This is a genomic window from Acinetobacter legionensis (assembly GCF_048551735.1).
GTDB lineage: Bacteria > Pseudomonadota > Gammaproteobacteria > Pseudomonadales > Moraxellaceae > Acinetobacter.
Window position 1 is genome coordinate 34,918 of record NZ_JBIMBV010000015.1, and the last position, 26,452, is coordinate 61,369.

Consider the following 26,452-nt stretch of genomic DNA (forward strand, 5'->3'; position numbering starts at 1 on the left):
TAAAAAACGCTGAAATCTTGGTTTTAAATATCCGATTTACTTTGACTTTCGTCTTTAAACATGATTCGTAACAATTGAATTATTGAGCTGTATAATGAAACTCAGCCGTTTTAGGATCTTCTTTCGCAATGATTCCGCTTTTTTGATAAAAGACTTTCCCACAAGAAATCTCAGGATCGATTTCACCATCAATATCATAGGATAATCGGACATTGATATGTTCTAAATATGAGTTTTGGGATGCAGAGTCAATGAAAAATACATCTAAACTTTCCATGTTATAGCACACATAGATTTTTTCAGGATGCGAGTTTTTATTCAGATCAATTGTATAGGTATGATCCGCATTTTGAGTCATTCGATCAAGCTTGAGGGCCACCGCATTAACCAAATCGCCACTTTTATTAATCGCATACGCATAGTTTGCCGTATCATTTTTATAAGCTTCGTTGCAGTTTTTAGTTGGTTGCCCAATCTTTACCTTGCTAGGTGTAAGATCCTCTATTGTAAATTTAGCTTTTCCATTCAACATACTGCTCGGTAAGATACTCCAATACTGTTTATTTTGAGCATTTGGATCATCTGTCCAAATACAATTATTTGTCAGATGACCATCTGGCGTTTCTTGAAAAGCAAAAGTCGCGAAAGCTTGATCTACTGGTTCAGGCTTGGCAGGAATGCTTTCTTCGATTTCAGCTTTGCTCGCTTCATTTTTTTTCTGAGTTTCGATTTCTTTGTTTTGATTAGATAGATTTTTATCAGTTGGGCTACACCCTGCAAATAGAATAATCATAGTTAATAAGAAGAAATTTTTATTCATGCTTTACTCTTTTTTTAATGATACAAGGATAATGTTTATTCATTTTAATTGTTTATAGGGATAAACATATTAACTTTAATCATGGAAATTTTCCTAATGTTTGGACTATCTAGATTATAAATTGCTTTACAGATCATTCAAAAATTTACTGCTCAATATTTAGTGGATTGAAAAGATCAAAAATTAACAGGCGATTGTATTATTGGATAATTTTTAGATGATGGTGAACAGCTTTTAATTCGCCTTGATTCTGAAACACCTGATTATGGCTCTGTTGCTGTCGTGAATCCAATTACAGCGAGAGATGATTGGTTTAGTGTTGAAGCCAACTTTTATAACTTCATTATGAATTATTTTGGATATAAGGGTGAAAAATACTGGGAAAATATTTCTCAAATATAAACCGACCAAGACAACGTATGTCGCCCGCCCCTAGTACATTTTCAATAAATTTGGCATCATACGATTAACGAAAGAATGAATAATGATAAATGACTCAAATGCGTTGGTTAGAACTCCTTTCAACAGTTCGTTTAGGTAGTAAAAAGCAAAGTACAGAACAGGCACGAAGTCCATTTCATAAAGATTATGACCGCATTATATTTTCGCAAAGTTTTAGACAACTCAATCGTAAAACTCAAGTTCATCCACTGACCCAACATGATGGTATTCATACACGGCTCACGCACTCTTTAGAGGTGTCATGTATTGGCCGTTCTTTGGGAATGCTCGCTGCTGAAAAAATCAAAAATGAACTCCCCGTTTGGATCTCCCCAGCAGATGTAGGGGCAATTATTCAAGCTGCATGTTTGGCACATGATATTGGTAATCCACCCTTTGGGCATGCTGGTGAATATGCGATTCGTGAATGGTTTGATGATGCTGCACATACAAATTTTTTACAAGACCTGAGCCCTGAACAACAAGCAGATGTACGACAGTTCGAAGGTAATGCCCAAGGTTTAAGACTGCTTACTAAAATTGACTATCATCCTCATGATGGAGGTATGCGTCTTACTTACGCAACGTTAGGAGCTTACTTAAAGTATCCTTGGCTCTCTAAGACCATCGAATCTCAAGGAAATACTCCTGCAAGCAAACGGGCTAAATTTGGCTGTTATCAAGCTGAAAAAGAAATTCTTAAACAGATTGCAGATCAACTCGGTTTAATTCAATTGGGTGAGTATCATTGGTGTCGTCATCCGCTGACGTATTTACTAGAAGCTGCTGATGACATTTGTTATGCCTTAATTGATTTAGAAGACGGTATTATTCTCAATATGCTCAGCTATGAAGAAGTTGAACCTATTTTTCTTGATTTGTTAGGAGATTATGGCGTTCCCGCTGAACTTAGTATGCCGTATATGACTTGGCAACAAAAAATTGCCGCTTTGCGTGGTCGTGTTATGAAACGTTTGGTCGATGAAGTAACCACTGCTTTCGCAAAACAACATTATCAAATTTTGTCAGGCCAGCTAAAAGGTTCATTACTGCAATACTGCGCTGAGGATATTGAGATTGGGATTGATCGAGCAAAAAACCTTGCCCGTGAAAAAATATTTGAACACCCGCAAAAATCAGGTTTGGAAATTATTGCCCATCAGAGTTTACAGCATATTTTAGATGCCTTTATTCCCCTTACCACACCGAATAAAACATTAAGTTTTAAAGATGGTCGTTTACTGTCTATATTAGAACGGTTTGGTGCACGCTTTAGTGATCATCACTATGACAATATTATGCAAGTCTTAGATATTGTGAGTAAATTTTCAGACCATCAAGCCTATAACTTAGCGCAAGAACTTCAAGGTAATAAGGTTGGTTTTTTCTGATGAAACGGTTTGTAGATGATGGAATCACATTGAATAAATTTTCTCGGCAACCTATTTTAGTAGAATGTCCATTTTGTTTAAAAAATGCCACCGTCTATACGAAAAAAATTGATGATGTTGATTTTGAGCAACCCTTTTTTAGTTGCCAAAATTGTTGTAAATCATTTGACCAAAAAGCCAAACAAGAAAATAACTTAGGCTATTTCTCTGGGGTTTATTTAGATATTGAAGAAACTTGTCGTTGTAAACGTGGAAAATTTCAGTTTCATCAATACTATGCAAAAAAGAGTTTTGTTCCTCAATTTATTGAATTGAATTGCAACTTTTGCCCAATTTCCAAACGGATCTATCCTAACCAATTTGATATACGCAAACAATTTAATCGCGGCTTCAATACAGATCCTTATTTTGGTTATTGCCTAACACTATGTGTAGCAACAAGAAATGGACTTGTTTTCGCCTATAATCAAGAACATATTAACTGTTTAAAAGATTATATTTCTGCAAACCTTAGACAAAGAACTTATTTAAATACCAATAAAACCTATTTTAATCGTTTACCTGCTTGGATAAAATCTGCCCGAAATCGCAAAGAAATTCTTAAAGCAATTTTGCGTTTAGAGCAAATGGCATCTACTATTCAACCATTAACAAATAAGTGAACAAACTCAATGATCGGATGTCTTATTGGTGAAGTCTTAGCTTTAGAAGCACCTACCGTACTTTTAAATGTAAATGGCGTAGGTTATGAGATCGACACGCCACTCTCAACATTTTGCCAATTACAAAAAGGTCAAAAAGTTACCTTATGGACACATTTAGCCGTACGTGAAGATGCTCAATTGCTATATGGCTTCTCTAACGCTCAAGAAAAAACCATCTTTCGCACCCTGCTAAAAGTGAATGGTGTAGGTCCTAAAATGGCTTTAGGCATTCTCTCTACACTGAGTGTGGAAATGTTGGTACATACTGTTGAGAATGGTGATGTGAAAACTTTAGTTAAAGTCCCTGGCGTTGGTGCAAAAACAGCCGAACGTTTAATGATCGAGCTGCGTGATCGCTTTAAAGCCTTTGCTACAGGTACCACACCGAGTAATTCGACTTCAACTCAAATACAATTTACGGGCAATTCTGCTGTTGCTGAAGCTGAAGCGGCATTGCAATCTTTAGGTTATAAACCTTTGGAAGCACAAAAACTGATTAATGCCGTGAAAGCAGACTATACTGAAGCAAGCGACATTATCCGTGCTGCACTTAAATCCATGAATAAATAAGATAGATTAAGACACTCATGCAAGACCGTTTAATCAGTGGGGCTGAAAAACCCGAAGATCATTTTGATCGTGCCATTCGTCCAACCTCTTTGGATGATTATATAGGCCAACCTGTTGTACGAGAGCAAATGGAAATCTTCATTGGTGCTGCTCGTGGTCGTGGTGAAGCACTTGATCATACCTTGATCTTTGGCCCACCCGGTTTAGGTAAAACCACATTGGCCAATATTATTGCCCGTGAAATGGGGGGGAACCTTAAATCTACCTCTGGTCCTGTCCTAGAACGCGCAGGTGATTTAGCTGCAATGCTGACCAATCTTGAAGAAGGGGATGTGTTATTTATCGATGAAATTCATCGCCTCTCTCCAGTAATTGAAGAAATTCTTTATCCCGCGATGGAAGATTACCAACTCGACATCATGATTGGTGAAGGCCCTGGTGCACGTTCGATAAAATTAGACTTACCACCATTTACCTTGGTTGCTGCGACAACGCGTGCAGGTCTACTCACCTCACCTTTGCGTGATCGCTTTGGAATTGTGCAACGTTTAGAGTTTTATTCAGTAGAAGATTTAACTCATATTGTGGCGCGTTCAGCAACATTAATGAATGTTCCCACAACAGCAGATGGGGCAAAAGAAATAGCTCGTCGTGCACGTGGTACTCCCCGTATTGCTAACCGTTTGTTACGTCGTGTCCGTGACTATGCACAAGTTAAAGGTACTGGTGAAGTCACTCAACACATGGCACAACGTGCATTGGATATGTTAAATGTTGATAAAGATGGTTTAGATACTTTAGACCGTCGTTATTTATCGATGTTATTAGAACGTTTTGATGGCGGCCCTGCTGGTGTTGAAGCTTTAGCCGCAGCAATGGCTGAAGATTCAGGCACCTTAGAAGATGTGATTGAACCTTATTTGATTCAGCAGGGTTATGCTATGCGTACCGCTCGTGGGCGTATTGCAACCAACCAAGCCTATTTACAGTTTGGGATGACACCACCTGAGCCAAAATAATCAATAAATGGGAATATTCAATATTCCCATGTTCTTCTTATTTTTTCTAAAAGGCTTTAAGTTTTATAGAGAAATCTCTTCTCGTATATTTTTAGCATCTAACCCCTAACAATCTGTGTCGATTTATGTAAATATTTTTATAAAAATTAAATACATAAAAGAAGCTACATACAAAAACCCTATAAAAATAGGGCTTTTGTATTGCTACTCTAAGCTGAGATTTATTAGAATTTAAATGTTGTACTCAATTGAACACGACGCCCCTCTTGAGTATTGCTATATTGATTGTAATAAAGTGAACCTACTTTCTCATAATCAATAAAGTTTTTATCAAAAATATTATATAAAGCAACGCCAATATCCCACGCATCATTCACATTAAAATTTGACCCTATATGCATCAAACTATATGCCTTAAAATCACCCAATGCATCATAGACCCCTTTTTCTGTTGCAGACAAATTATTATATGTAGCGGCGTAACGAGCACGTTCACTACGATATTCACCACGAGCCCATAATTGGATATTATCATCAGCTTGCCATTTTAACGACGCGTTAACAATATGTTTAGGCGTATCGTTTAAAGGCGGATTACCCAGTGCATTATCCTGAATTTCTGTTTCGGTCCACGTATAGTTCAAACCAAATTTCCAAGTCGGTATAAATTCCCAATTTAAGCCTGTTTCAATACCATAGATATTTGCTTTTTGAGCATTGGTCGGACGTCTTACACTCCAGGCACGGGAGCCAGTATCTCCAGGTTGCATTAACCAAGGCGTACCCACACTTGCCATAAAATCTTCACAAGCTTTTTTGTCTTTAGAATCCTTGGCATCACATGTTCTTTCAATTGGGCCAGTGACTATTTTATCCTTCACCTGACTATAAAATGCTGTGATATTAGCATCAAAATTAGAATCATTATTAAAATAAGTACCTAATTCAAAGTTATTACTTGTTTCAGGTTTTAAATCTGGGTTACCAAAAAGAGGGGTTCGTCCTTGCCCACCTACGTTATAAATTCCATGGGTCAGGCGTTCTAAGCGAGGTGCTTTATAGCCTTCACTATAGCCACCTTTAAACGTCCAATTGTCATTTGCGTTCCAAACTAGATATGCTCTAGGGGTCCAAAACGTACCAAATGTATCATGATCATCAAATCGTAAACCCAACGTTAAAGCTAAATCAGGGCTAAGCGCCCATGTGTCTTCAGCGAAAAGACCCAATTGCTTAAACGAAACTTCTTTATTCACTCTTAATCCATCTTTAATGCTCGCATCCCACCATTGTCCACCAAAGGTAATATTGTGCCCATCAAGATATTGGGTTGCGAATTTAGTATCAAAAATCGTGTCTTCGCTTTCTAAACGACGGGGAGTCATCACATTTAAACCAGCTTGAGCACGTGATGGAATAAGGCGACCAACTGTTTCAGTTTGAGTATTACTAATACTGGATTCCAAGCTTCCTAATTTATTACGCCATGTATGTGCAAGCGTGAGTCGATCTCTATTATATTCTTGTGCATTATCATAGCCACCATTGGCCCCAAGCGTACCAAGTTGCCCTTTACTATTGTCATACCATTGCTCAGTTTTTTCATACTCTACGGAGAGATCATGTTGCTTAGTTGGTGTGAATGTTATGCGAGCCCCTATAGTTTCTAAATCCGATTTGGTTGGATTATTTCCCATACTCAGTTCTACTGAATTATTATTGTTATCAAGATAGCCTACATTGGATTGACTACGTTGCGCTTTTCGAGCACGAAGTTGTACTCCCAACAAATCTTGAACAATCGGACCGGTAATAAATGCATCAGCAGCACGTTGATTGCCAAAACTTGAGCTACTAGGGAGTAAAGTACCTTCTAATGTTATTGAGCCTGTCCATTCATTTGAAACTTTTTTTGTAATGATATTGACGACGCCACCCATTGCATCAGAACCGTACAATGTAGAAGCTGGTCCACGAATAATCTCAATTCGTTCAATTGCTGAAATTGGAGGAATAAAACTGTTATTTGATTCACCAAAACCATTTGGTGTGATGTCTCCTGTGCTGTTCTGACGACGACCATCAATCAAAACCAGAGAGTATTCAGAGTCCATCCCTCGAATACGTATATTTAAACCACCTGTTTTCCCAGCGCTAGGGCTAATATCGACACCCTCAACATCAGTTAAAGCGTCTGCAATTGAGTTTATTCGTTTGTCTTTTAAGTCTTTTTCTGTAATCACAGTAATACTTGCTGGTGCATCTTTAAGTTTTTGCTCATAACCCGCAGCAGAAACAACAATTGTAGCAAGTTGTTGTGCATCTGCAGATTCAGTATTGCGTTCAGCGAAAGCTGAAGTTGTTGTAATTCCTAAAAATGCAATTGAGATTGGATAAAGGTTAAACTTACTCATAAATAGAATTCCAATAGATGGACGAGATAAATAATTGACAAAATAAAAACAAATAACACAAATACTAATGATAAGAATTATCATTAGTAATAAAAAGCATACAAAAAATAACCTTCCCAGTAAAGACTTATTACACTTAAAATTAACTAAAACTTAATAAAATATTTATTGGTTTTCACAAAGCGATTTAACGACACAGATCCAATTAAAAATTTTACTATTTTATAAAATTCATCTTCGATAAGTCATTTTTACACAGCGCTAAATATAAACTTCTACTGTCAGATTAAATCTTCAAACAAGTCTTTTCTTAATTTCCATAACATGTTGTAAGGCTTATCAAAAACTTTAATGATTTAAATATATACTTATTGGTTATTTTAAAGAATTTCTTATTAATATTTTTAGAAAAATATAGTGTATCTTAATATTAGGCACTTATAAGTAGGCAAAAATAAAGGATCATATATATAACTTTTTTTAAACAATCAGAAAAAATATTTCAGGAATGAGCTGACAGTGTTGATAGTTGGAAAATATGGCATATACATTAGGTGCTCAAACGTTACTGCCTATAACCCGCTATTACAAATAAATATAAGCAAGCCATTTTGATTAATGAGTTTTTCTTATTGTATGTTTAAAACTTTAAATTTATAAAAAAGCTAATTCAATGTTAATAATTTAATAAAAGGATAGTTGAAGATTTTGACTGAGTAACACAAAAAGGGAATCAAATTAAGTGAACTTGCATGGAATGTAAGTTTAGAAAAATTTTAACAGTGCATATATCTAAAGCTCATCCGAGAGTCTTTTATACAAATATTCAAACTCACTGATAGTGATGGTTATCGCCCGAAAATCAATATTTTCAACATGGATGTGCTCGTTTCATAATCAAATAAATAGGATATTTAAATATGGATAACACCCAGAATATATTACAAAAATTTGCAATAAAAGTCAGTGATTGGTCAGAAAAATGGTTTCCTGATTCCTATATCTTTGCCCTGTTAGGTGTCATCATTGTCGCCATAGCTGCGATTGGAATAGGAGCATCTGTTCAAGATGTCGCAATTTCATTTGGCAATGGTTTCTGGAGCTTGATTCCATTTACGATGCAAATGTGTATGTTGATTGTCGTTGGTTATGTGGTTTCAGTATCTAAACCCGTCGAAATGCTCATTCAAAAAATGGCTCAGATTCCAACATCTGGAAGGAATGCTATTGTTTTTGTAGCGACGGTCAGCCTCTTTATTTCACTGGTTAATTGGGCCATGAGTACAGTTTTAACTGCCCTTTTGGTGATTGCACTATCCAAGCGTAAAGAGCTGAATATGGATTATCGTGCAGCTGCCGCAGCCGCTATTATTGGTATGGGAGCAACTTGGGCACTTGGCATTAGTTCTTCCGCTGCTCAGTTACAGGCAAACAAGGCGAGCTTACCAGAACCACTTTATAACTTAACTGGTATTATTCCTTTTACTGAAACGATCTTTTTACCACAGTCTATGATTATGACTGCAGTATTGATTATTGTGTCAATTGCCATTGCATTCTGGTCTGCACCTAAAGGCAATAGTATAAAAACCATTGATGAATTTGATATTCATTTTGAAGATAAAGAGACCGAAGTTCAAAGCAAAAAACGCCCAGGTGACTGGCTGGAAAACTCTCCAATTCTCAGTATCTTAATTGTAGTTTTAGGCCTGATCTGGATGTTTAATGAGTTTACAAAAAGCAATCCGATTATTGCGATTTCCAGTTTAAATACTTATAACTTTATCTTCTTAATGCTGGGTATTGCTTTACACGGAACTCCTCGAAATTTTTTAAATGCAGTATCTAAAGCTGTCCCTGCGGTTTCTGGCGTACTGATTCAGTTTCCACTCTATGGAAGTATTGCTTTTATTATGACAAGTGCAATGAACGCACAAGATTTATCTCTATCTCATTATATTGCTGAATTTTTTGTATCAATTGCATCTAAGGAAACTTTCGCAATTGTCATGGGGCTGTATTCAGCTATTTTAGGTTTCTTCATTCCGTCTGGTGGTGGTAAGTGGATTATTGAAGCACCTTATGTCATGCAGGCTGCACACGATCTGAAAGTACATTTGGGCTGGTCTGTTCAGATTTATAATGCAGCAGAAGCTTTACCTAACTTAATTAATCCCTTTTTTATGTTACCCATGCTGGGAATTTTAAAATTAAAAGCCAAAGATGTTATTGGATTTACAGTTACTCAGCTTGTCTTCCATTTACCCTTAGTTTTATTCTTATTGTGGATTCTTGGTCGTACTTTAACCTATATGCCACCTACTTTTTAGAATGTAATATCTTTTCCTTGCCCTCCTTCTAACTTTAAGCGTTTAGGGCAAGGATATCACTAAGCTATTGATATAAATAATCTAAAATTGCGTATAGTTGTAGTATGTTAATTTCAGGGAATATTATAGATTACTTATTATTTTCATAAATTTGCCCTCTATATTTATTATTCATGTTTAGATTTAAGCTCCAAATTATAATGGATAATTTCGTATCGCTCTCTTATTTAATATAAATTTTATTTAGATGAGCTAAAACACTAAAGTTCTCTCTATTCGATTTAATATAATGGTCATTATATGAAATACTTCTCACTCAATCTTTCTGCATCAACTACTTTATCATTGCGTGATATTCTATAATTTAACTTTTGAGTATGACAGTGAGGGTAATACAGTACTCACTGATGCCACTTCATTCAAAGAATCCTCAAGCTAATCTCTGTCAGCCCTTCTTAGCACATTCGGATTGTAATCTTGTGCCATTTGAGAAAGCATGCCTTGTGCTAAAATTCGCGCCAAAGTCAGTGTTAAACTCTTGTGCAAATTTATAAGTGGGTCAAATCGATTTAATTTTTCTACTATATAGCCTCTAAAGGCTATATACACGTACTGTTTAATCAACCAGGCCTCTGTTCATGTAGATTTCCGTTTCTCTCAAAAGATCTCACAGATGCTTTTGGCATAGTTGATAGGTTCCCTTATAAGTATTGTAAAATTCAATGAAGCAATCAGATCAGCGATATAAAGCTCATCTTCTTCCAACTGAATCATTTTAAATTGAAACAGCACAAGTGAATACTGGCAAGCAATTGATAGATATGCAATAAACAACACAGGAATGCATAGCAACATGAGTAATAAATTCGAATTCCAAATCCGTGTATATATCGAAGATACAGATGCTGGCGGTATCGTATACCATGCCAATCATATCCGCTTTATGGAACGTGCACGGACAGAATGGCTACGTGCATCTGGTATTGACCACTATTGGCATCAAAAAGATTACAATTTTGTCGTGCATAAAATTGCATTGAAATATTCTCGCCCTATACTCATGGACGATCTTATTACTGTTACAGCAAGTGTAGTTTCATGTAAAGCTTCGTCATTTGTGTTGCAACAGAATATATATCGTGGTGAAATCATGCTTGCTTCTGGCGAGGTAGAGTTGGCATGTTTAAGTACAGATATGAAACCTCGTAGAATTCCTGACGAAATCCGTGATTTAATTCTTCGAGAATTAGCTCACGAATAAAAAATACTTTTGGCACATGTAACTATGGCAACACAACTAGAATCTTCTTTACACATCTCTGATTTAATTTTACAAGCGAGCCCTGTGGTTCAATTGGTGATGCTAATCTTAGTACTCGCATCCGTTTTTAGTTGGTATTTGATTGCCAAGTTGCATATGGGCTATAAGAAAGCACATCAAGGCGATGAGCATTTCCAAAAAATCTTCTGGTCTGGTGCTGAACTCAATACCTTATATAACAATGCTCAGCTTAATTCTAAGCGAAACGGTTTAGAAGATATTTTCTATCAAGGTTTAAGTGAGTTTTTAAAACTTAAAAAACGCCATGCAGAAACTGCATCGATGATTGAAGGTACTGAACGTATCTTGCGTGTAGGACTCAGTCGTGATCAAGGCCGTTTAGAGCAAGGCTTAAGCTCTCTCGCCAGTATCGGCTCTGTCGCACCTTATATTGGTTTATTTGGTACTGTTTGGGGCATTATGAGTGCATTCATTGGCTTAGCTCAGGTTGAACAAGTTACCTTAGCCACTGTTGCACCAGGTATTGCTGAAGCATTAATTGCAACTGCGATTGGTTTATTCGCTGCAATACCAGCGGTATTAGCATTTAACCATTACACAGCAAAAGGCGAAGAAATTTATTCAGATCGAGCATTATTTGCAGAAGAAATGGTGGCGCTATTACAACGTCAGTCTGTGGGAACTACACAGGAAGATGAATAATGACAATCCAACGTTCTGGGCGTTTTGAACGCGTCAAAAAACCTTTAAAAAGTGATATGAATGTCGTTCCATATATCGATGTCATGTTGGTTTTATTGGTTATTTTTATGGTGACAGCACCCATGATTACCACGGGTGTTAAAGTTGACCTACCTCAAGCAAACAATAATCCGATTCAATCTGAAGACCGACCAGCCATCGTAACTTTAGAAGCAGATGGTTCGATTAAACTTGAAGACAAAAACCATAAAAATGAGGTTTTAACTTTAGATGAGTTGAAAACCGTACTTACAGAAAATCAGCAACAAGCTCAAGCAAATAACAAGCAATTGAGTGTCTTGATCAATGGTAGTGAATCACGCCCTTATGGTGAAGTCATGAAACTCATGTCTACACTGCAAGATGCTGGTTTAAGCCAAGTGGGTTTACTGACAGAGTCTGTAAAGTAAGTTATGAAAAATATTCAAAAGCCACAATCTAAAGAAAAAGCGATTGCACTTGGATTTACCCTAGGTATTCATGTGGTGGCGATTACTGGCTTACTTTTTCTCGGTTTAAGTCAACCACCTGAGCCACCCAAGCAAATTAAAACCATTTTAATTAAGCCTGAAGATTTACCACCACCTGAGCCCAAGCCCTTAGTCGAAACTGATGCCACTGAAACGGCAGATAGCAAGGTTGCAGAAAATACTCAGCAAACAGCAGAACCTGATCAAACAGCACCAGAAATTCCAACTGAAGCAAATAATCCCCCTGATACAAAGGCTATAGAAGCACAAAAAGCTGCCGAACAGGCCAAGGCAGCTGCATTAGAACAGCAATTGGCTATGGTAGCGGCTAAAGCAGCACAAGAAAAAGCCTTAAAACTTTCTCAAGCTAAAGCAGATGCTGCGGAAAAAGCCAAACATGAGGCAGCTGAAAAAGTAAAGCAGGCTAAAAATGCTGCTGAGAAAGCTAAGGCTGAGGCTGAAGCAAGATCTAAAGCAGATGCAGCAGCTAAGGCCAAGCAAGAGGCGCTTCAAAAAGCCAAAGCCGATGCTGTTGAAAAAGCTAGACTCGCAAGACTCAATGCCGAAGCAAAAAGCAAAGCAGAAGCTGCTGAAAAAGTCAGAAAAGAAGCCGCAGATAAGGCCCAACAGGCTAAAGTCGATGCTGCTGCAAAAGCCAAGGCAGATGCTGCTGAAAAAACCAGAGCGGATGCTAATGCAAAAGCTAAAGCAGACGCTGCTGCAAAGGCTAAAGCTGATGCTAATGCAAAAGCCAAAGCGGACGCTGCTGCAAAGGCTAAAGCGGATGCTAATGCAAAAGCCAAAGCGGACGCTGCTGCAAAGGCTAAAGCGGAGGCTAATGCAAAAGCCAAGGCAGATGCTGCTGAAAAAGCCAAAGCGGATGCAAAAGCTAAAGCAGATGCCGCTGCAAAAGCCAAAGCGGATGCTAATGCAAAAGCCAAGGCAGATGCTGCTGCAAAAGCCAAGGCAGATGCTGCTGCAAAAGCCAAAGCAGATGCGGACGCAAAACGTAAAGCTGATCTAGCACGTGAATTAGATGAAGAAAAAGCCTCTGCTGCTGAAAAAGCAAAAGAAGCTGCTGCAAATAAAAAGGCAGAAGCGAGAAAAGTTGCATCTTCTGCGAAAAAGGACTTCGAAAGTAAAGTTCGGAATGCTTGGCGTATGCCGGCTGGCTCAACAGGTCAAAAGGCATCAGCTCGTGTCACACTAACGGATAGCGGTTCTGTGGCCTCGATTATTGTCAATGCATCAGACCCAGATGTAAAAGCAAGTGTGGAACAAGCAGTTCGTAATGCTGCACCTTTCCCAATGCCATCTGATCCAGATGCAAGACGCGAAGCTCGAAGTTTTAGTGCAAATTTTACAGTGAAATAATCTTAAAATTACACCCTGTCTTGGCAGGGTGTAATTTAATGCAAAAACAATCACTCGGAAAAATCAAATGCGAGTTAAACCCATATTTGTAGCAATTTCATTATTTATTCCAACTGCATTTTTATTTGCAAATAAAATAGAACAACAAAAAATACTTGAAGTAAATACGCAACAACGCCCACCTTCTGCGTCATACGAAAAAAAACCGTCTGTACCAACAACGGAAGCATTACTTCAACAAAGTCAAATGGCTCAGCGGATAAATACCGCTAGAGTCAATCGAATTGTTAAAAAGTTAAGAAATTTAACAATTATCCAAGAAAATGCCAATGTTATTATTTACTTAGATGACAGCGGAAATGTAAAAAATATTTTAATCACAGGACAGTACAGCGAAGCTTTTTCAAACGCAATCAAAACAGCGATTCAACAAGCAGCGCCTTTTGAAGTGTCTAAACAGTCATCGCTCAATCAACTATTAAAAGTGATTCGCATCAAATTTCGTGTTGAATAAGTCCATATTCAGCATGAAATAATATATTTTAATGACAGGAACAATGACATTAGTTGTCAAGTCTTTTAAAAAAGCAATTTTTAAAGCTACACCATTTGCAATACCCAAAAAGATCAAGCCGAAATTCATTTATGTAATAAATTTGAATTTAATTTTTTTAGTAAATCTTTTCAATGATAATCTTTTGTTCACAATTACATGCTTTATATAGATTAAAATCATGTCTTTGTGCTACAAAGCTAAGCATAGTTAAAAATTGATATTTGAGTACATGAAGTCCAATGAAAATCATGCCTAAACATCTATTAGGATTCGCAATTATTGTTGCATTTAGTCCAGCATTGATTACAACATCATATGCACAATTGCAATTAGAAATTGCCAAAGCACCTGAGTCTGCGCCTAAAATTGCCATCATTCCATTTAGTAATGATCAATCTATCTACCCTATTGTTGAACAAGATTTAAATCGCTCTGGGCGCTTTACCAGTTCATCAAAAAATCTTCCTGCAACTGCAAACATAAATAATATAAATGCAGAAGCATGGAAAGCGGCTGGGGTTCCTTATGTGGTTTTAGGTGACTCTAAAACAAATGCAGATGGTTCATTGGCAGTACATTACCAACTCTATGATGTTGAAAAGCAGAAATTCCTATTAAATGAATTACTTTCAATCCCCTCATCACGTGTGCGTTCTGCGGCACATATGATCAGTGATGCAATTTATCAAGCGCTTACAGGGATTCAGGGTGACTTCACCGGACGTATTGCTTATGTGTTACGTAATCCTGCAACACCCGATAATCGTTATACCTTACAAATTGCAGATACCGATGGTGAGCAACCTAAAACAGTATTAAGTTCAAGAGACCCTATTCTCTCACCTGCTTGGACACCAGATGCGAAAAAAATTGCATATGTTTCATTTGAAACCAAGCGTCCTGCTATTTATATCCAAGATTTAGCGACAGGTGCACGTGAAAAACTCGCTGCATTTCGTGGTTTAAATGGTGCGCCAAGTTTCTCTCCAGATGGTAAATCAATGCTGTTTACTGCATCTATGCATGGAAATCCTGAAGTTTATCAAATGGATTTAGATTCACGCCAAGTGAAGCGCATGACCAACGATAGCGCAATTGACACAGAAGCACGTTATGCTCCGGATGGAAAATCATTTATTTTCACATCTGACCGTGGTGGATCAGCACAAATTTACCGTTATAGTTTTGATGATGGCTCTACTAAGCGTTTAACTTTCCGTGGTGCATTTAATGCACGTGGTACATTAAGTGCCGATGGTAAATATGTGGCTTTGGTACACCGCCCTTCTGGTAGTAACTACAAGGTTGCCATTCAAGAAATTTCTACAGGTATCACCAATATTTTGACACCAACAAGTTTAGATGAATCACCAAGCTTTTCTCCAAACGGGCAAATGGTGGTTTATGCAACACGTGAGGGTAATCGTGGCTTATTGGCAATCATGTCTACAGATGGTCGCTTCCGCATGAACCTACCAAGCGAACAAGGTGAAGTACGTGAACCTGCGTGGGCCCCTAAGTAATTTAATCAAGATGTAAATCACTTATTTAAAATTGAAATACCGGAGATCAACATGAAGTCAATTCAATATCTAGCTTTACCCTTATTAGCAGCAAGCTTGGTGATGACAGGTTGTGCAAGCCGTAAACCTGCTGCCACTGTAGAATCAGGAACCAATCCAAATAGTGCGACGACAGTAAATACCAGTGGTTTAAGTGAAGATGCTGCTTTAAATGCACAAAATTTAAATGGTGCTTCATCTAAAGGCGTGACTGAAGCCAATAAAGCATTTTTAGCAAAACGTGTGGTACATTTTGATTATGACAGTAGTGATCTTTCCAATGATGACTACCAAACACTACAAGCACATGCGCAGTTCTTAATTGCCAATGCCAACTCTAAAGTGGCATTAACAGGTCATACAGATGAACGTGGTACGCGTGAGTACAACATGGCTTTAGGTGAGCGTCGTGCTAAAGCTGTTGAAAGCTACCTGATCACCAATGGTGTTAAAGCAAACCAATTAGAAGCAGTAAGCTACGGTAAAGAAATGCCGATCAATGCTGGTCATGATGAAGCTGCTTGGAAAGAAAACCGCCGTGTTGAAATCAACTACGAAGCTGTTCCTCCTCTTTTGAAATAATGCCAAAGTTACATTATTAAAATAGACCATAAAAAATGCCCAATTGAATTGGGCATTTTTACCAGAAGTTATTCTTATTCAGCGCTTTCCCATTTCAAGATAAAGACCAGATTTAGTAAGGTAAATTAAGAAAACTTCTTACCATGTTCAAGGTGATTTATATTAATAACGCCATTTCTTAAGTATTTTCTCATTAAATAACACAATAAACCTTTCTTCTGCCCATTCATCCACTTCATCTGGATGCGCTTCAGCAAAAAACTCAGACTGCACTAAAATCAAACAACCTTTAATATAGTCATCCACGCAGTCCAGTATTCTACTTAAATAAGGCATATCATCATGATCAAAGAAATAGATTTCTTTGATCATGAAAGCAAAACATATTGCCATTACCAAGATAATCACTAAATGTAATCAGATGAGGTAAAACTGCTAAATCGACCTGACTAAATTCAGGCGCATATTGCGGCGCATTTGCCCAAATATCTTTTAAGTAGCCAATATCATCAAATTGCTGCAATTGTTCACCAATATCAGCAATCCCAAAGTGTTGATAGAAGATCTTTAAAGATTCAGGTAAGCGACAATTTAAACGCTGTTCAAGTTTTAAAATTTTCTCATCATCAATTGCAGGTGCGATCTCATCATTATTTAAATCAGCAAGAGATTCTAAAATTAGGTGAGTTTTAACTTCCCACCCCGGTTCACCAATTTTATTAAACGGAATGATAATGTCTGTTTTGTGATCAATCTCTATCATGAAGATTTATTGTTCGGAATGAATATGAAATAAATAGAAAAAGCGCTCATATCGCAATGAACGCTTTTATTGATTAAGCCTTTGACTCATCTGGCTTGGGGCTTTGCATAGATTCAATCATGTCATGCTTATTGAATTCCTTGAATTCAGGCTTAGCTTCGTAATTCTTCCATGCTTCTTTCACTTTTTCAGCACTAATATCTTTTAAATCAATGCTTTCATTTGGAGTCGGAGTCGCTTCAAACTTTGTCGTTGTCATGTCAGTGCTCCTATACGCTATTGTACGTATATTCAACATAACACTTTCTAAAATACTTTCAAGGGTAATTTCACGACAAATAACACAGGATAATTTCTATTTTGAGCTGAACTCATCTAAAATAGCCTCCATTATTTGGTTTGTAAAAATTTATCGCTTTTGGAGCACCTCTGATATGTCATATCGCACCCTATCCCAATATTTAGAACAACAACAAGGGAACCTAACACCTGAACTTGCCAATGTGATTGAAACAATTGCCAATACCTGCAAAACCATCGATCAGGCTTTACAGAAAGGTGCTTTAGCTGGTGTCTTGGGGAGTGCACAACATGAAAATGTACAAGGTGAAGAGCAAAAAAAACTTGATGTGATTTCAAATGATTATTTGATTGATGCTTTAAAAGCCAATCCAAATGTAGGTGGACTCGCATCTGAAGAATTAGATGAATTTACCCCAGCTCAAGAAAATGGTAAATATTTGGTTTTATTTGATCCATTAGATGGTTCAAGCAATATTGACATTAACATGTGTGTAGGAACAATTTTTTCTATCCTTCCTGCGCAAAATGCCGTAACGCAAGCTGAAGACTTCATGCAAGCAGGGATTCAACAAGTTTCAGCAGGTTATGTACTTTATGGCCCATCGACAATGATGGCTTTGACCGTTGGTGCGGGCGTTGTGTTCTTCACTTACGACCCTGAAGAAAAGCAATTCTTACTCACTTCTGAAAATATTCAAGTGGCTGCGGATACCAAAGAGTTTGCGATTAACTCTTCAAACCAACGTCATTGGGAAGCGCCTGTAAAACGTTATATCGATGAACTACAAGCAGGTAAAACATCTATACGTGAAAAAGATTTCAATATGCGTTGGGTGGCGTGTATGGTGGGTGATATTCATCGTATTTTATGTCGTAGCGGTATTTTCTTATATCCATACGATACTAAAGATCCTAAAAAAGCAGGTCGTCTACGTTTAATGTATGAAGCCAACCCAATGAGTATGTTAATGGAACAAGCTGGCGGCGCATCGACTACTGGTCGTACACGTATTTTAGAGATTCAACCGACTGAGTTACATCAACGTGTTCCTGTTATCATTGGTTCTAAGAATGAAGTTGAGCTTGTTACCAGCTACCACAACTAATTCTTCTCTTTTCTTACTCTCTATTTAGGGAGTAACGCCAGCTAGGGTCTGTTGCAATTTCTTTATAGAATGATCACAGACCCTACTTAATTTTTTGGACGTACTCTCCCATGCCTACAATTTTCCTTGAATCAAAAGATAATCCCAAAATTAAACATCTCAGAGGTTTAATTGAACAAAATACTTACCGTAAAAAACAAGGACAAACTGTACTTGAGGGAACGCACCTTACGCTTGCATGGTTAGAAAAAGGTCGAAAAATTAATTCAATTTTCACCACTGAACATGCCTTAGATCATGAAGATTTAGGTAGTATCCTTGACCAATATCAAGGTATTGTGTTTGTGGTCGGTGAATCTTTATACAAGGATTTAAGTACCCTTGGAACCAGCCTTGCATGTCTAGCCATTGTGGATTTACCGAGTTCAACTCAGGCACTGAACTTTACTGAAGACACGCTAATTCTTGAAAATGTCCAAGACCCAGGCAATGTAGGTACATTACTCAGATCAGCGGCCGCTGCGGGTATTGAACAAATTGTCTGTACCAAAGGTTCCGCATCATTATGGTCACCACGGGTATTACGTGCTGGTATGGGGGCTCATTTTTCATTACAAACTTATGAAAACGTGATCCTTGAAGACTTACTCAAGCAATTTAAAATTCCTGTGTATGTCACCAGTTCACATCAGGCAGAGAGTCTTTACACTAAAAACCTACGCAAACAATGTGTTTGGATTTTAGGTAACGAAGGTCAAGGCGTTTCAGATTTCGCCCTTAAACGCGCAGAAGCCGTATCTATTCCACAACCTGGTGGTCAAGAATCACTCAATGTTGCCGTTGCTGGATCGATTTGTTTCTTTGAAATGGTTAGACAACGACTATAAGGTTAATTTATTTTAAATATTGCCCGTTATTGGAAAAAATCATTTAAACTGAAAAAAATAATTGATTTACATGTCAACCCAAACCATTTTTTTAACGTTATATAGGTATGAAGTTAAAATAATGGTGGGTACCCATGACGGGATTTTCCATCTCTATGGACTTAGCACCAAAGAAGTCACAGTCTGAAACAGCAAGTGCTCAAACGAGTACGAGTGAACAGCGCCTGCGTTTTTTCATGCAGGACGTGACGGGTCGTGCCTTAGTGATGATGGAAAATGCAACCCAAGGTCACAATGGGATTGCGATGGATTTGGTTCAGGAAGCGTTTATTTCCTTACATAAAGCTTATGCAGATAAATCTACTGAAGAATGGTATCCACTGTTCTATACAATTTTAAATAACAAATTACAAGATTGGCGACGTAAGGAAGCACGACGTGCTTCTCCATTTTCGTTATTTCGAAAAATTGATTTAGATTCTGATGATGAAGAGGCCATGGAAATTGTGGATGAATCCACACCCAATCCACTTCAATTTCTAGATCAAGATGTCACCGTTGAGGAAATTCAAGAAGCCATTAGCCGCCTCCCGGTACGCCAGCAACAAGCATTTATGTTACGCGCTTGGGAAGGATTTGATACTCAAACCACTGCATCTATTATGAACTGTACAGAAGGTAGTGTAAAAACTCATTATCACAGAGCTATTCAAGGACTAAGAACTTCGCTCTCACATTTAAATCCGTATGGAGGTTCATCACATGAATAATGATGATTTCACCAAACAAGTGACGGCAAAATTGGATGAGGTTGCACGTAATCACCGCAATAAAGCAGTGGTGATGAATAATGTGCTTGACCATATTCAAGACAAGCAAACGTCACGTTTTGGTCACTGGAAAATGACAGGCTTTGCACTTGCTGCAGCTATTACTGGTTTTGTTGTGATTCCAAACGCTTTTGATATATCACCAGAATCGCAAGCCCCACAACAAGTGGTTATTAGTCCTAAACTTTCACCCCAAATGATGGAAGATTTAGATATGTTGTCTGTATTTGGTGAGGATAAAAATTCTCATGGCAGCTAGAAAATTAGCTTTGGCATTTTGTGCTATTGGTTTTCTACAAACAAGTTTTGCTGGATTTGAACGTTTTTGGATATTTTCTAAAGATGCAACTAGTCAAGTTAACGAAACATGGGATGCCCTTTCTGAGGAAGAACAAAAGGCATTGATTAAGCGCTATCAAAATTTAAAAGAAATTCCCACTGATCAAAGTGCAGCACTGCAACAGCGCATGGATTGGTTTACTCAGCTTCCTGAACAAGAAAAACAAAAAATGCGTGAAGTATGGCAGCAAATGAGTACATCTGAACGTAATGAGATGCGCAAAAAAATGCAAAAAGCATCGACCACTGATGAGCGCAATGAAATTCGTGAACAATATATGGTGAAGTATCAACAAAGTATAACGGGTTCACATTAAGCATTCTTTTTTATATTTTATTCATCGCCAGTTAAAGTTTAACTGGCTTTTTACCCTTTAAAATCCTCCTCAATCTCTGAAAAGAGAGGCATCACCTTCGCAAATTTATTCAAACTTTCTAAGCAAATATGGCATTGCAAACTTTTTATAATCAAATAATTTAATTTCTTCACCAATTGATTTAATTAAAAAAATATTCATTAAGAGAAATTATATTCTTATGTATGTGTTTTTTAACAGGTTGACTATTATCTGTTTACTAAAAACACTCCTATTTCTAATTTTCAGGCATAAAAAAACCTGCACAAGGCAGGTTTTTCATCACTTAAATTCGAAAACGAATTACAAGCTATAGTACATATCAAATTCAACTGGGTGAGTCGTTGTATTTAAACGACGTACATCTTCAGTTTTAAGTTCGATGTATGCATCCAACATTTCTTTTGTGAATACACCACCTTTAAGAAGGAACTCATGATCCGCTTGAAGTGCTTCAAGGGCCATATCAAGACTATGTGCAACTGTTGGGATTTTAGCTTCTTCTTCAGGAGGAAGATCATATAAGTTTTTATCAGCTGCTTCCCCTGGGTGGATCTTGTTTTGAATACCATCAAGACCAGCCATCAATAATGCCGCAAAACCTAAGTATGGGTTCATCATTGGATCTGGGAAACGTGCTTCAATACGTTTACCTTTAGGGCTAGAAACGTATGGAATACGAATCGAAGCAGAACGGTTACGTGCAGAATAAGCAAGCATAATTGGAGCTTCGAAGTGAGGAACCAAACGCTTATACGAGTTAGTAGAAGGGTTTGTGATCGCATTCAATGCACGAGCATGCTTGATGATACCACCGATAAAGTAAAGCGCCATTTCTGAAAGACCAGCATATTCATCACCAGCAAACAAGTTCTTGCCATCTTTAGAGATAGACATATGAACATGCATACCTGAACCGTTATCACCAACCATTGGTTTAGGCATAAACGTCGCAGTTTTTGCATATTGATGCGCAACGTTCCAAACAGCATATTTGAACTGTTGAACTTCGTCAGCTTTACGCACCATAGTATTGAAGCTTACACCAATTTCTAATTGGCAAGATGCAACTTCGTGATGGTGTACTTCTACACGGCCAGGGCCCATGATATCTTCAATACGAGCACACATTTCTGCACGCATATCTTGTGAAGAATCTACTGGAGGAACTGGGAAGTAACCACCTTTAACACGAGGACGGTGACCTGAGTTACCTGCTTCGTAGTCTTTACCTGTAGACCAAGCAGCCTCTTCAGCGATTAATGTATGGCGAGCGCCAGACATATCGATGTCCCATTTAACTTCATCAAAAACGAAGAATTCTGGCTCTGGACCAAAGAATGCAGTATCACCAATACCTGTTGATTTTAGGTATTCTTCCGCACGACGAGCAATCGAACGTGGATCACGGTCATAACCTTGACCAGTAGACGGTTCAATAACATCACAAGTAACGACGATGGTTGCTTCAGCAAAGAACGGATCAAGGAAAGCAGTTTCAGGATCTGGACGTAAAATCATGTCAGATGCTTCAATGCCTTTCCAACCAGCAATTGAAGAACCATCAAACATTTTACCATCTTCAAAAGTATCTTCATCGATAGTATCTGATGGGTAGCTTACGTGCTGCTCTTTACCCTTAGTATCAGTAAAGCGAAAATCGACCCATTTTGCGCCACTTTCTTGTATGAGTTGAAGGACCTTGTTCGCCATGCTCATTTTGCTCCAATGAATTTTTGTTGCACTTGTGAAGTGCGTGTTAGTAGTTGGTATTTATATAGCAAGTAGCATACCAACTTTTAAAATAATTGCTAAAATATTGAATTTCTTATCAGAAAATAAGCTTAGCAATACTTAAATTCCGTCTATTATACTGAGTGCAAATAGAATTGCACCATATTCAAACATACTTATCATTTTAAAATTATTACGCACAATTTAAACGCACTATTTTCGTGCAAACTAAATAAAATGTTTTATCTTGGTGCTTATATTGCGCGAACAACGCTTTTTATCGACTATTTTTTAAGATGATGACAATTTTTTATTTCAAAAGCATTAAAATAAGGCATATAAGGTAGCAATACGCCTTTAACATTTATCTATATCTCCCTCTATACAGCGATGTAATTATATTACCTACGATCTACAATTAGCCAAATTCTACTTCAGCTCTTGCAATGAGTGCTTCAACCATTACCAATACATCATCTTTTTTTCTGGCATCCACCGCAAAAATTGGCATGGTTAATTGATTTAATTGCATCCAATCTTTATAAGGTTTTAACAGATATTGAGGATTTTCATCTATATGGGTTATACCAACCACAATATTGTTTAAATGTTCCTTAAAACTTTGAAAATAAAATTTTAAATCTTCAAGTGCATCTTTTTGCGTATGGTCAATCAGCACAACTGCTCCGATTGCACCTTTACATATCACTGACCAAACAAAATCAAAGCGATTCTGCCCTGGCGTTCCATATAATCCAACAATAACGCCTTCATCTAATTTAATTTCACCATAGTCAATCCCGACAGTGGTCAATGCCTTATTATGTGCTTGCTCATCTGTATTTTGTGCTTCTGTAGATAAGACTGAAATTTCAGATAATGATTTTATTGCTTCTGTTTTACCTGCGCCCATTTTACCGCCAAAAACAATTTTATACTTTTGTAAGATCACATCATCACCTATTTGGAACTGATCACGGCATCATATAAACTGGTTATACATTTACTTATCGTGTCAGTATAAACAAACTTGATTAAAAGGTTAATTTTTAGAAGCCTTATTGGGTTCGCATACTCTTTACACAGTTAAAGCCCTAATTTTTTTCTTAACTTACCAAAAAAGCCACCTAAAATGCCTGAAGATGGTTTTTCTTCAGTAAGTAATTTTGCATCTTCCACTGCTATTTTTTTCAACGCATTGGTCATTATGCCAATTGAAACAAATTTAGCTAATTGCGCTTTGCTATAGCCTGTTTTCTGAGCCACCTGAGCAATACTTGCCCCCAATTCAAAACACGCTGCAATTTTAAAAACCATTTGGCGTTCATTTTGATGATTCGGTTGTGGCCAATCTACGAGTTTATAATAATCACTAGAACTGATTTGAATATTGACATCATCTGAATACCACAATAAATTCCATAACCATGATTTTAGCTCTACCCCTTGGAAAATACTGACAGACTGCGCCATTTGCATAGTGGCATAAGTAAAATTTAAAGAAACATCCGTCCCTTGAACTTTTCGTAGCGCGTCTACCCAAACTTGTTGTGTACGAATATTGACTAATGCGATGTTGCCTTTTGAGTCGAATACTTGAACGTTACCATTCCGTTCATTAGAAAGCTCAGCTACCACCTTGTTTAAATCAGCTTTTTTTGAAATTTGATTGACAATTTTGACGGTTTTTTCACTGACAGGTACGTGTAAATAACGGTCTTTAAACCATTTTCGAATTTCATCTGAAGCTGAAAAAGGTAGATATAGTTTATCTCCTTCGATTTGCCCTGATTTTTCGTTCTTATTAATCAGACGCAAGTATGGGACTTTCTTAACACCAATCAAATTCTGAATTGTTGGCGAACTAAAAAACATATCATTCACAAGAAGAATATCTAAATGAGGATCAGCAATATTCGCCCAACTTACTTGAAGTGAGTCATCATACATAGATCGTATCTTTTGCTTAATTGCATCAAGCACATTTAAACTTAAACCGAATATAGCGATTTTTACTTCTTCTTTCATTTAGCCCTCACGGCCTTATATAAAGTGTGAACAGTTTATCATTTTTATTAAAAAATAAAATATAAAACACTATAGATGCGGTAAAAAATATCTACAAATTTAATATACTATTAAGCGTATAAATTACAAGAATAGTTATTAAAAACATTTGAAGTAATCATGAAACTCAAGCAGTCAAGATAATATATAGTATTAAATTTCAATAGTTTAATTTAAAAATAGCTAAAAAAGTGACATCACGGGTTAGAAACAATTCCGATTAATTTTAATAAAACTAAATATTTTATTTAAAAATATTAATAACATTTGTATATTAATATCGAACTCATGCATAAATTGTGTTTTAATAAGTTAACCTTATTTCTTAAGCTACTCCATTTCCAAAAAGAGCAGTTAAATGAATATCAATGTATTCAACAGCACCAGCATATCTCACACTATTTAACGGGTGAATAAAGCCTAGACTCGTTAGGGCTTCAGTCGTTGTATTTGCTTGAATTGCTAGATTTTAAATATAATCATGATTATTATTATTTTTAATATCAGATTGATCAGGAATATAATAAGTGTTACTCGGATTGGAAGCGTGTAAATACTAGATTTATAAATACTGTTAAGATTTTAATGTGACGACGCAGTTATCCCACATGTTATGGCTGCATGAATTTAATTAGATACAAATAACAACATTAAAGCATCTATTATATTTTCACTTATTTACCTTTTTATAATTTTGCTCTTACTTATTCTTAATAAATAATTGAAAATAATATGTTTGAATATTTCAACTTTAGAAAATATCAATTAAATCTCCTTCAATTAATTAAAAATTTTCTATAATTTAACAATATATGACAAACAGAGAAGTTTCAAATTTTTAAGTATTAAAATGAGTAAAATAAACTTAATAAAATTTAAGAAATAGGTTTTTAAGCATAGTTATAAAAGAGTATTTAGCTAAACAGTAAATCTTATATATTGAACTTTATCAATTTTCATATACTAATTATAACGAGCACCTTTAAAATTTAGTAGTAAAAAGATGTCTAATCACCCTTTAAAACTATTTTCTTTTTAACTTGTCAGCTTATCAACCTTACCCTATACGTCCTGAAAGCTAAAATTTATGCGTCTTTACATTAATTAAGATTGAATGCGAAAAATAGCCATCACGTGGGCTTTTTTCTATAAGTTGACCGAATTTTCAAGCACTAACTGTTCATCTTTCCTAATCTTCAACAACAATTTAACATTTATGAATTGTCGTAGGCTGATATAAAAAAACCCACCTTTCAGTGGGTTCTCGGAGATAAAACATGAAGTGTGTGAGTCATACACATATATACTATAGCTGAATTTCATAGGCAGAAATCAAAAACAAATACGTTATAACGTAACAAAATAATTCCCTAAAATTAATTCAGAGTCTCTGTAAATGCGAAACTATAATTGCTGATAAATAATGATTCGACCAATCGAGAGAACTGATCAGAAATAATCTAAACCTAACACAATGGCCAATAAAATAGAGGAGAGAATCAAATAGGTATTAATAGTATTAAAGCTCTTAAGATAATTTAACATTCGTCATTTCCCATAAGAATTTAATAAAATACTACATAGATGACTGAATCAAAAAAGCTTAAGAAAAGAAAAATAGACAAAAAAACACTCAATGAAATTGTTCACTGCACTTATGAAACATTAAATCTGTTTGGATTAATTTGATCTTGTATAATTGAGATGTGACACATTCCCAGTACTGATATATAGCAACCAGTGTTACATATTTGACTTTATTGTACCAATTTGAAAGAGTTTGCATGAATATACCAAGCTGTCTTGCGATT

25 protein-coding genes are annotated in these 26,452 nt (G+C 36.6%); 17 read left to right on the forward strand and 8 right to left on the reverse strand.

Going from position 1 to position 26,452, the window contains the following annotated elements:
- Nucleotides 1–79 precede the first annotated feature (79 nt).
- Nucleotides 80–820, reverse strand: a complete 741-nt coding sequence (locus tag ACG9ZL_RS14175) for a hypothetical protein (RefSeq protein WP_419360493.1) — start codon at nt 818–820, stop codon at nt 80–82.
- A gap of 491 nt (nt 821–1,311) precedes the next feature.
- On the opposite strand from ACG9ZL_RS14175, the gene ACG9ZL_RS14180 reads away from it, so the two are divergent.
- From ACG9ZL_RS14180 to ruvB, 4 genes are read left to right on the forward strand one after another with little or no spacing between them, the layout of a single operon-like run.
- Nucleotides 1,312–2,652 (forward strand): deoxyguanosinetriphosphate triphosphohydrolase, encoded by a 1,341-nt coding sequence (locus ACG9ZL_RS14180; protein WP_004724400.1) that lies wholly within the window; start codon nt 1,312–1,314, stop codon nt 2,650–2,652.
- Nucleotides 2,652–3,314 carry a hypothetical protein gene (locus ACG9ZL_RS14185; protein WP_336953992.1) on the forward strand — a complete coding sequence of 221 codons (663 nt, stop codon included), beginning with the start codon at nt 2,652–2,654 and terminating at the stop codon, nt 3,312–3,314. The genes ACG9ZL_RS14180 and ACG9ZL_RS14185 overlap by 1 nt, the downstream gene beginning before the upstream one ends.
- A 9-nt stretch (nt 3,315–3,323) precedes the next feature.
- Nucleotides 3,324–3,926, forward strand: a complete 603-nt coding sequence (ruvA, locus tag ACG9ZL_RS14190) for a Holliday junction branch migration protein RuvA (protein WP_004724404.1) — start codon at nt 3,324–3,326, stop codon at nt 3,924–3,926.
- A gap of 17 nt (nt 3,927–3,943) precedes the next feature.
- Nucleotides 3,944–4,945: a Holliday junction branch migration DNA helicase RuvB gene (gene ruvB / locus ACG9ZL_RS14195; RefSeq protein WP_262086242.1), complete on the forward strand. Its 1,002-nt coding sequence runs from the start codon at nt 3,944–3,946 to the stop codon at nt 4,943–4,945.
- Nucleotides 4,946–5,169: 224 nt separating this feature from the next.
- On the opposite strand, the gene ACG9ZL_RS14200 is transcribed toward ruvB, so the two are convergent.
- Complete coding sequence (locus ACG9ZL_RS14200; protein ID WP_419327934.1) at nt 5,170–7,359, reverse strand: TonB-dependent receptor domain-containing protein; 2,190 nt, start codon at nt 7,357–7,359, stop codon at nt 5,170–5,172.
- 920 nt (nt 7,360–8,279) lie between these two features.
- On the opposite strand from ACG9ZL_RS14200, the gene ACG9ZL_RS14205 reads away from it, so the two are divergent.
- From ACG9ZL_RS14205 to pal, 8 genes are all read left to right on the forward strand, one after another.
- Nucleotides 8,280–9,689, forward strand: coding sequence for a short-chain fatty acid transporter (locus tag ACG9ZL_RS14205; protein WP_419327933.1), 1,410 nt, complete (start codon nt 8,280–8,282; stop codon nt 9,687–9,689).
- A gap of 853 nt (nt 9,690–10,542) precedes the next feature.
- Nucleotides 10,543–10,950 (forward strand): tol-pal system-associated acyl-CoA thioesterase, encoded by a 408-nt coding sequence (gene ybgC, locus ACG9ZL_RS14210; protein ID WP_004724526.1) that lies wholly within the window; start codon nt 10,543–10,545, stop codon nt 10,948–10,950.
- Nucleotides 10,951–10,974: 24 nt separating this feature from the next.
- Nucleotides 10,975–11,673, forward strand: a complete 699-nt coding sequence (tolQ, locus tag ACG9ZL_RS14215; RefSeq protein ID WP_336953995.1) for a protein TolQ — start codon at nt 10,975–10,977, stop codon at nt 11,671–11,673.
- Entirely contained in the window at nt 11,673–12,122 is a 450-nt protein-coding gene (gene tolR, locus ACG9ZL_RS14220; RefSeq protein ID WP_336953996.1) for a protein TolR, read from the forward strand. The genes tolQ and tolR overlap by 1 nt, the downstream gene beginning before the upstream one ends.
- A gap of 3 nt (nt 12,123–12,125) precedes the next feature.
- A complete protein-coding gene (gene tolA, locus ACG9ZL_RS14225; RefSeq protein WP_419360495.1) occupies nt 12,126–13,556 on the forward strand; it encodes a cell envelope integrity protein TolA in 1,431 nt (476 codons plus the stop codon).
- A 67-nt stretch (nt 13,557–13,623) separates the two neighbouring features.
- A complete protein-coding gene (locus ACG9ZL_RS14230; RefSeq protein WP_419360497.1) occupies nt 13,624–14,070 on the forward strand; it encodes a hypothetical protein in 447 nt (148 codons plus the stop codon).
- A gap of 281 nt (nt 14,071–14,351) precedes the next feature.
- Nucleotides 14,352–15,635 (forward strand): Tol-Pal system beta propeller repeat protein TolB, encoded by a 1,284-nt coding sequence (gene tolB, locus ACG9ZL_RS14235; RefSeq protein ID WP_419360499.1) that lies wholly within the window; start codon nt 14,352–14,354, stop codon nt 15,633–15,635.
- Between the two features lie 51 nt (nt 15,636–15,686).
- The gene (pal, locus tag ACG9ZL_RS14240; protein ID WP_004822680.1) at nt 15,687–16,256 is read left to right on the forward strand and encodes a peptidoglycan-associated lipoprotein Pal; all 570 of its coding nucleotides are present in this window, start codon (nt 15,687–15,689) and stop codon (nt 16,254–16,256) included.
- A 162-nt stretch (nt 16,257–16,418) separates the two neighbouring features.
- Here pal and ACG9ZL_RS14245 read toward each other — a convergent pair whose 3' ends face one another.
- The 3 genes from ACG9ZL_RS14245 to ACG9ZL_RS14255 all read right to left on the reverse strand — a co-directional run bounded on the left by ACG9ZL_RS14245 (nt 16,419) and on the right by ACG9ZL_RS14255 (nt 17,278).
- Nucleotides 16,419–16,628, reverse strand: a complete 210-nt coding sequence (locus ACG9ZL_RS14245; RefSeq protein WP_419360501.1) for a hypothetical protein — start codon at nt 16,626–16,628, stop codon at nt 16,419–16,421.
- A complete protein-coding gene (locus ACG9ZL_RS14250; RefSeq protein WP_419360503.1) occupies nt 16,603–17,019 on the reverse strand; it encodes an SMI1/KNR4 family protein in 417 nt (138 codons plus the stop codon). Before ACG9ZL_RS14250 ends, ACG9ZL_RS14245 begins: the two co-directional genes overlap by 26 nt.
- A 73-nt stretch (nt 17,020–17,092) precedes the next feature.
- Nucleotides 17,093–17,278 carry an NF038105 family protein gene (locus ACG9ZL_RS14255; protein WP_004724542.1) on the reverse strand — a complete coding sequence of 62 codons (186 nt, stop codon included), beginning with the start codon at nt 17,276–17,278 and terminating at the stop codon, nt 17,093–17,095.
- 175 nt (nt 17,279–17,453) lie between these two features.
- Here ACG9ZL_RS14255 and ACG9ZL_RS14260 point away from each other — a divergent pair, with 175 nt between their 5' ends.
- The 5 genes from ACG9ZL_RS14260 (at nt 17,454) to ACG9ZL_RS14280 (ending at nt 20,801) form a co-directional block, all read left to right on the forward strand.
- The gene (locus ACG9ZL_RS14260; RefSeq protein ID WP_314338101.1) at nt 17,454–18,428 is read left to right on the forward strand and encodes a class 1 fructose-bisphosphatase; all 975 of its coding nucleotides are present in this window, start codon (nt 17,454–17,456) and stop codon (nt 18,426–18,428) included.
- 110 nt (nt 18,429–18,538) lie between these two features.
- Entirely contained in the window at nt 18,539–19,315 is a 777-nt protein-coding gene (locus tag ACG9ZL_RS14265; protein WP_336954000.1) for a TrmH family RNA methyltransferase, read from the forward strand.
- A 155-nt stretch (nt 19,316–19,470) separates the two neighbouring features.
- Nucleotides 19,471–20,085: an RNA polymerase sigma factor gene (locus ACG9ZL_RS14270; RefSeq protein ID WP_336954070.1), complete on the forward strand. Its 615-nt coding sequence runs from the start codon at nt 19,471–19,473 to the stop codon at nt 20,083–20,085.
- Nucleotides 20,078–20,404, forward strand: coding sequence for a hypothetical protein (locus tag ACG9ZL_RS14275; RefSeq protein WP_336954001.1), 327 nt, complete (start codon nt 20,078–20,080; stop codon nt 20,402–20,404). Before ACG9ZL_RS14270 ends, ACG9ZL_RS14275 begins: the two co-directional genes overlap by 8 nt.
- Nucleotides 20,394–20,801 carry a DUF3106 domain-containing protein gene (locus ACG9ZL_RS14280; RefSeq protein WP_336954003.1) on the forward strand — a complete coding sequence of 136 codons (408 nt, stop codon included), beginning with the start codon at nt 20,394–20,396 and terminating at the stop codon, nt 20,799–20,801. The genes ACG9ZL_RS14275 and ACG9ZL_RS14280 overlap by 11 nt, the downstream gene beginning before the upstream one ends.
- Before the next feature lie 342 nt (nt 20,802–21,143).
- Here the strand turns inward: ACG9ZL_RS14280 and glnA are convergent, their stop codons facing one another.
- The 3 genes from glnA to ACG9ZL_RS14295 all read right to left on the reverse strand — a co-directional run bounded on the left by glnA (nt 21,144) and on the right by ACG9ZL_RS14295 (nt 24,602).
- Nucleotides 21,144–22,559, reverse strand: coding sequence for a type I glutamate--ammonia ligase (glnA, locus tag ACG9ZL_RS14285; protein ID WP_336954004.1), 1,416 nt, complete (start codon nt 22,557–22,559; stop codon nt 21,144–21,146).
- Between the two features lie 433 nt (nt 22,560–22,992).
- Nucleotides 22,993–23,526 carry a GTP-binding protein gene (locus tag ACG9ZL_RS14290; RefSeq protein ID WP_336954005.1) on the reverse strand — a complete coding sequence of 178 codons (534 nt, stop codon included), beginning with the start codon at nt 23,524–23,526 and terminating at the stop codon, nt 22,993–22,995.
- A 134-nt stretch (nt 23,527–23,660) separates the two neighbouring features.
- A complete protein-coding gene (locus ACG9ZL_RS14295; RefSeq protein ID WP_419360504.1) occupies nt 23,661–24,602 on the reverse strand; it encodes a hypothetical protein in 942 nt (313 codons plus the stop codon).
- Between the last annotated feature and the right edge of the window lie 1,850 nt (nt 24,603–26,452).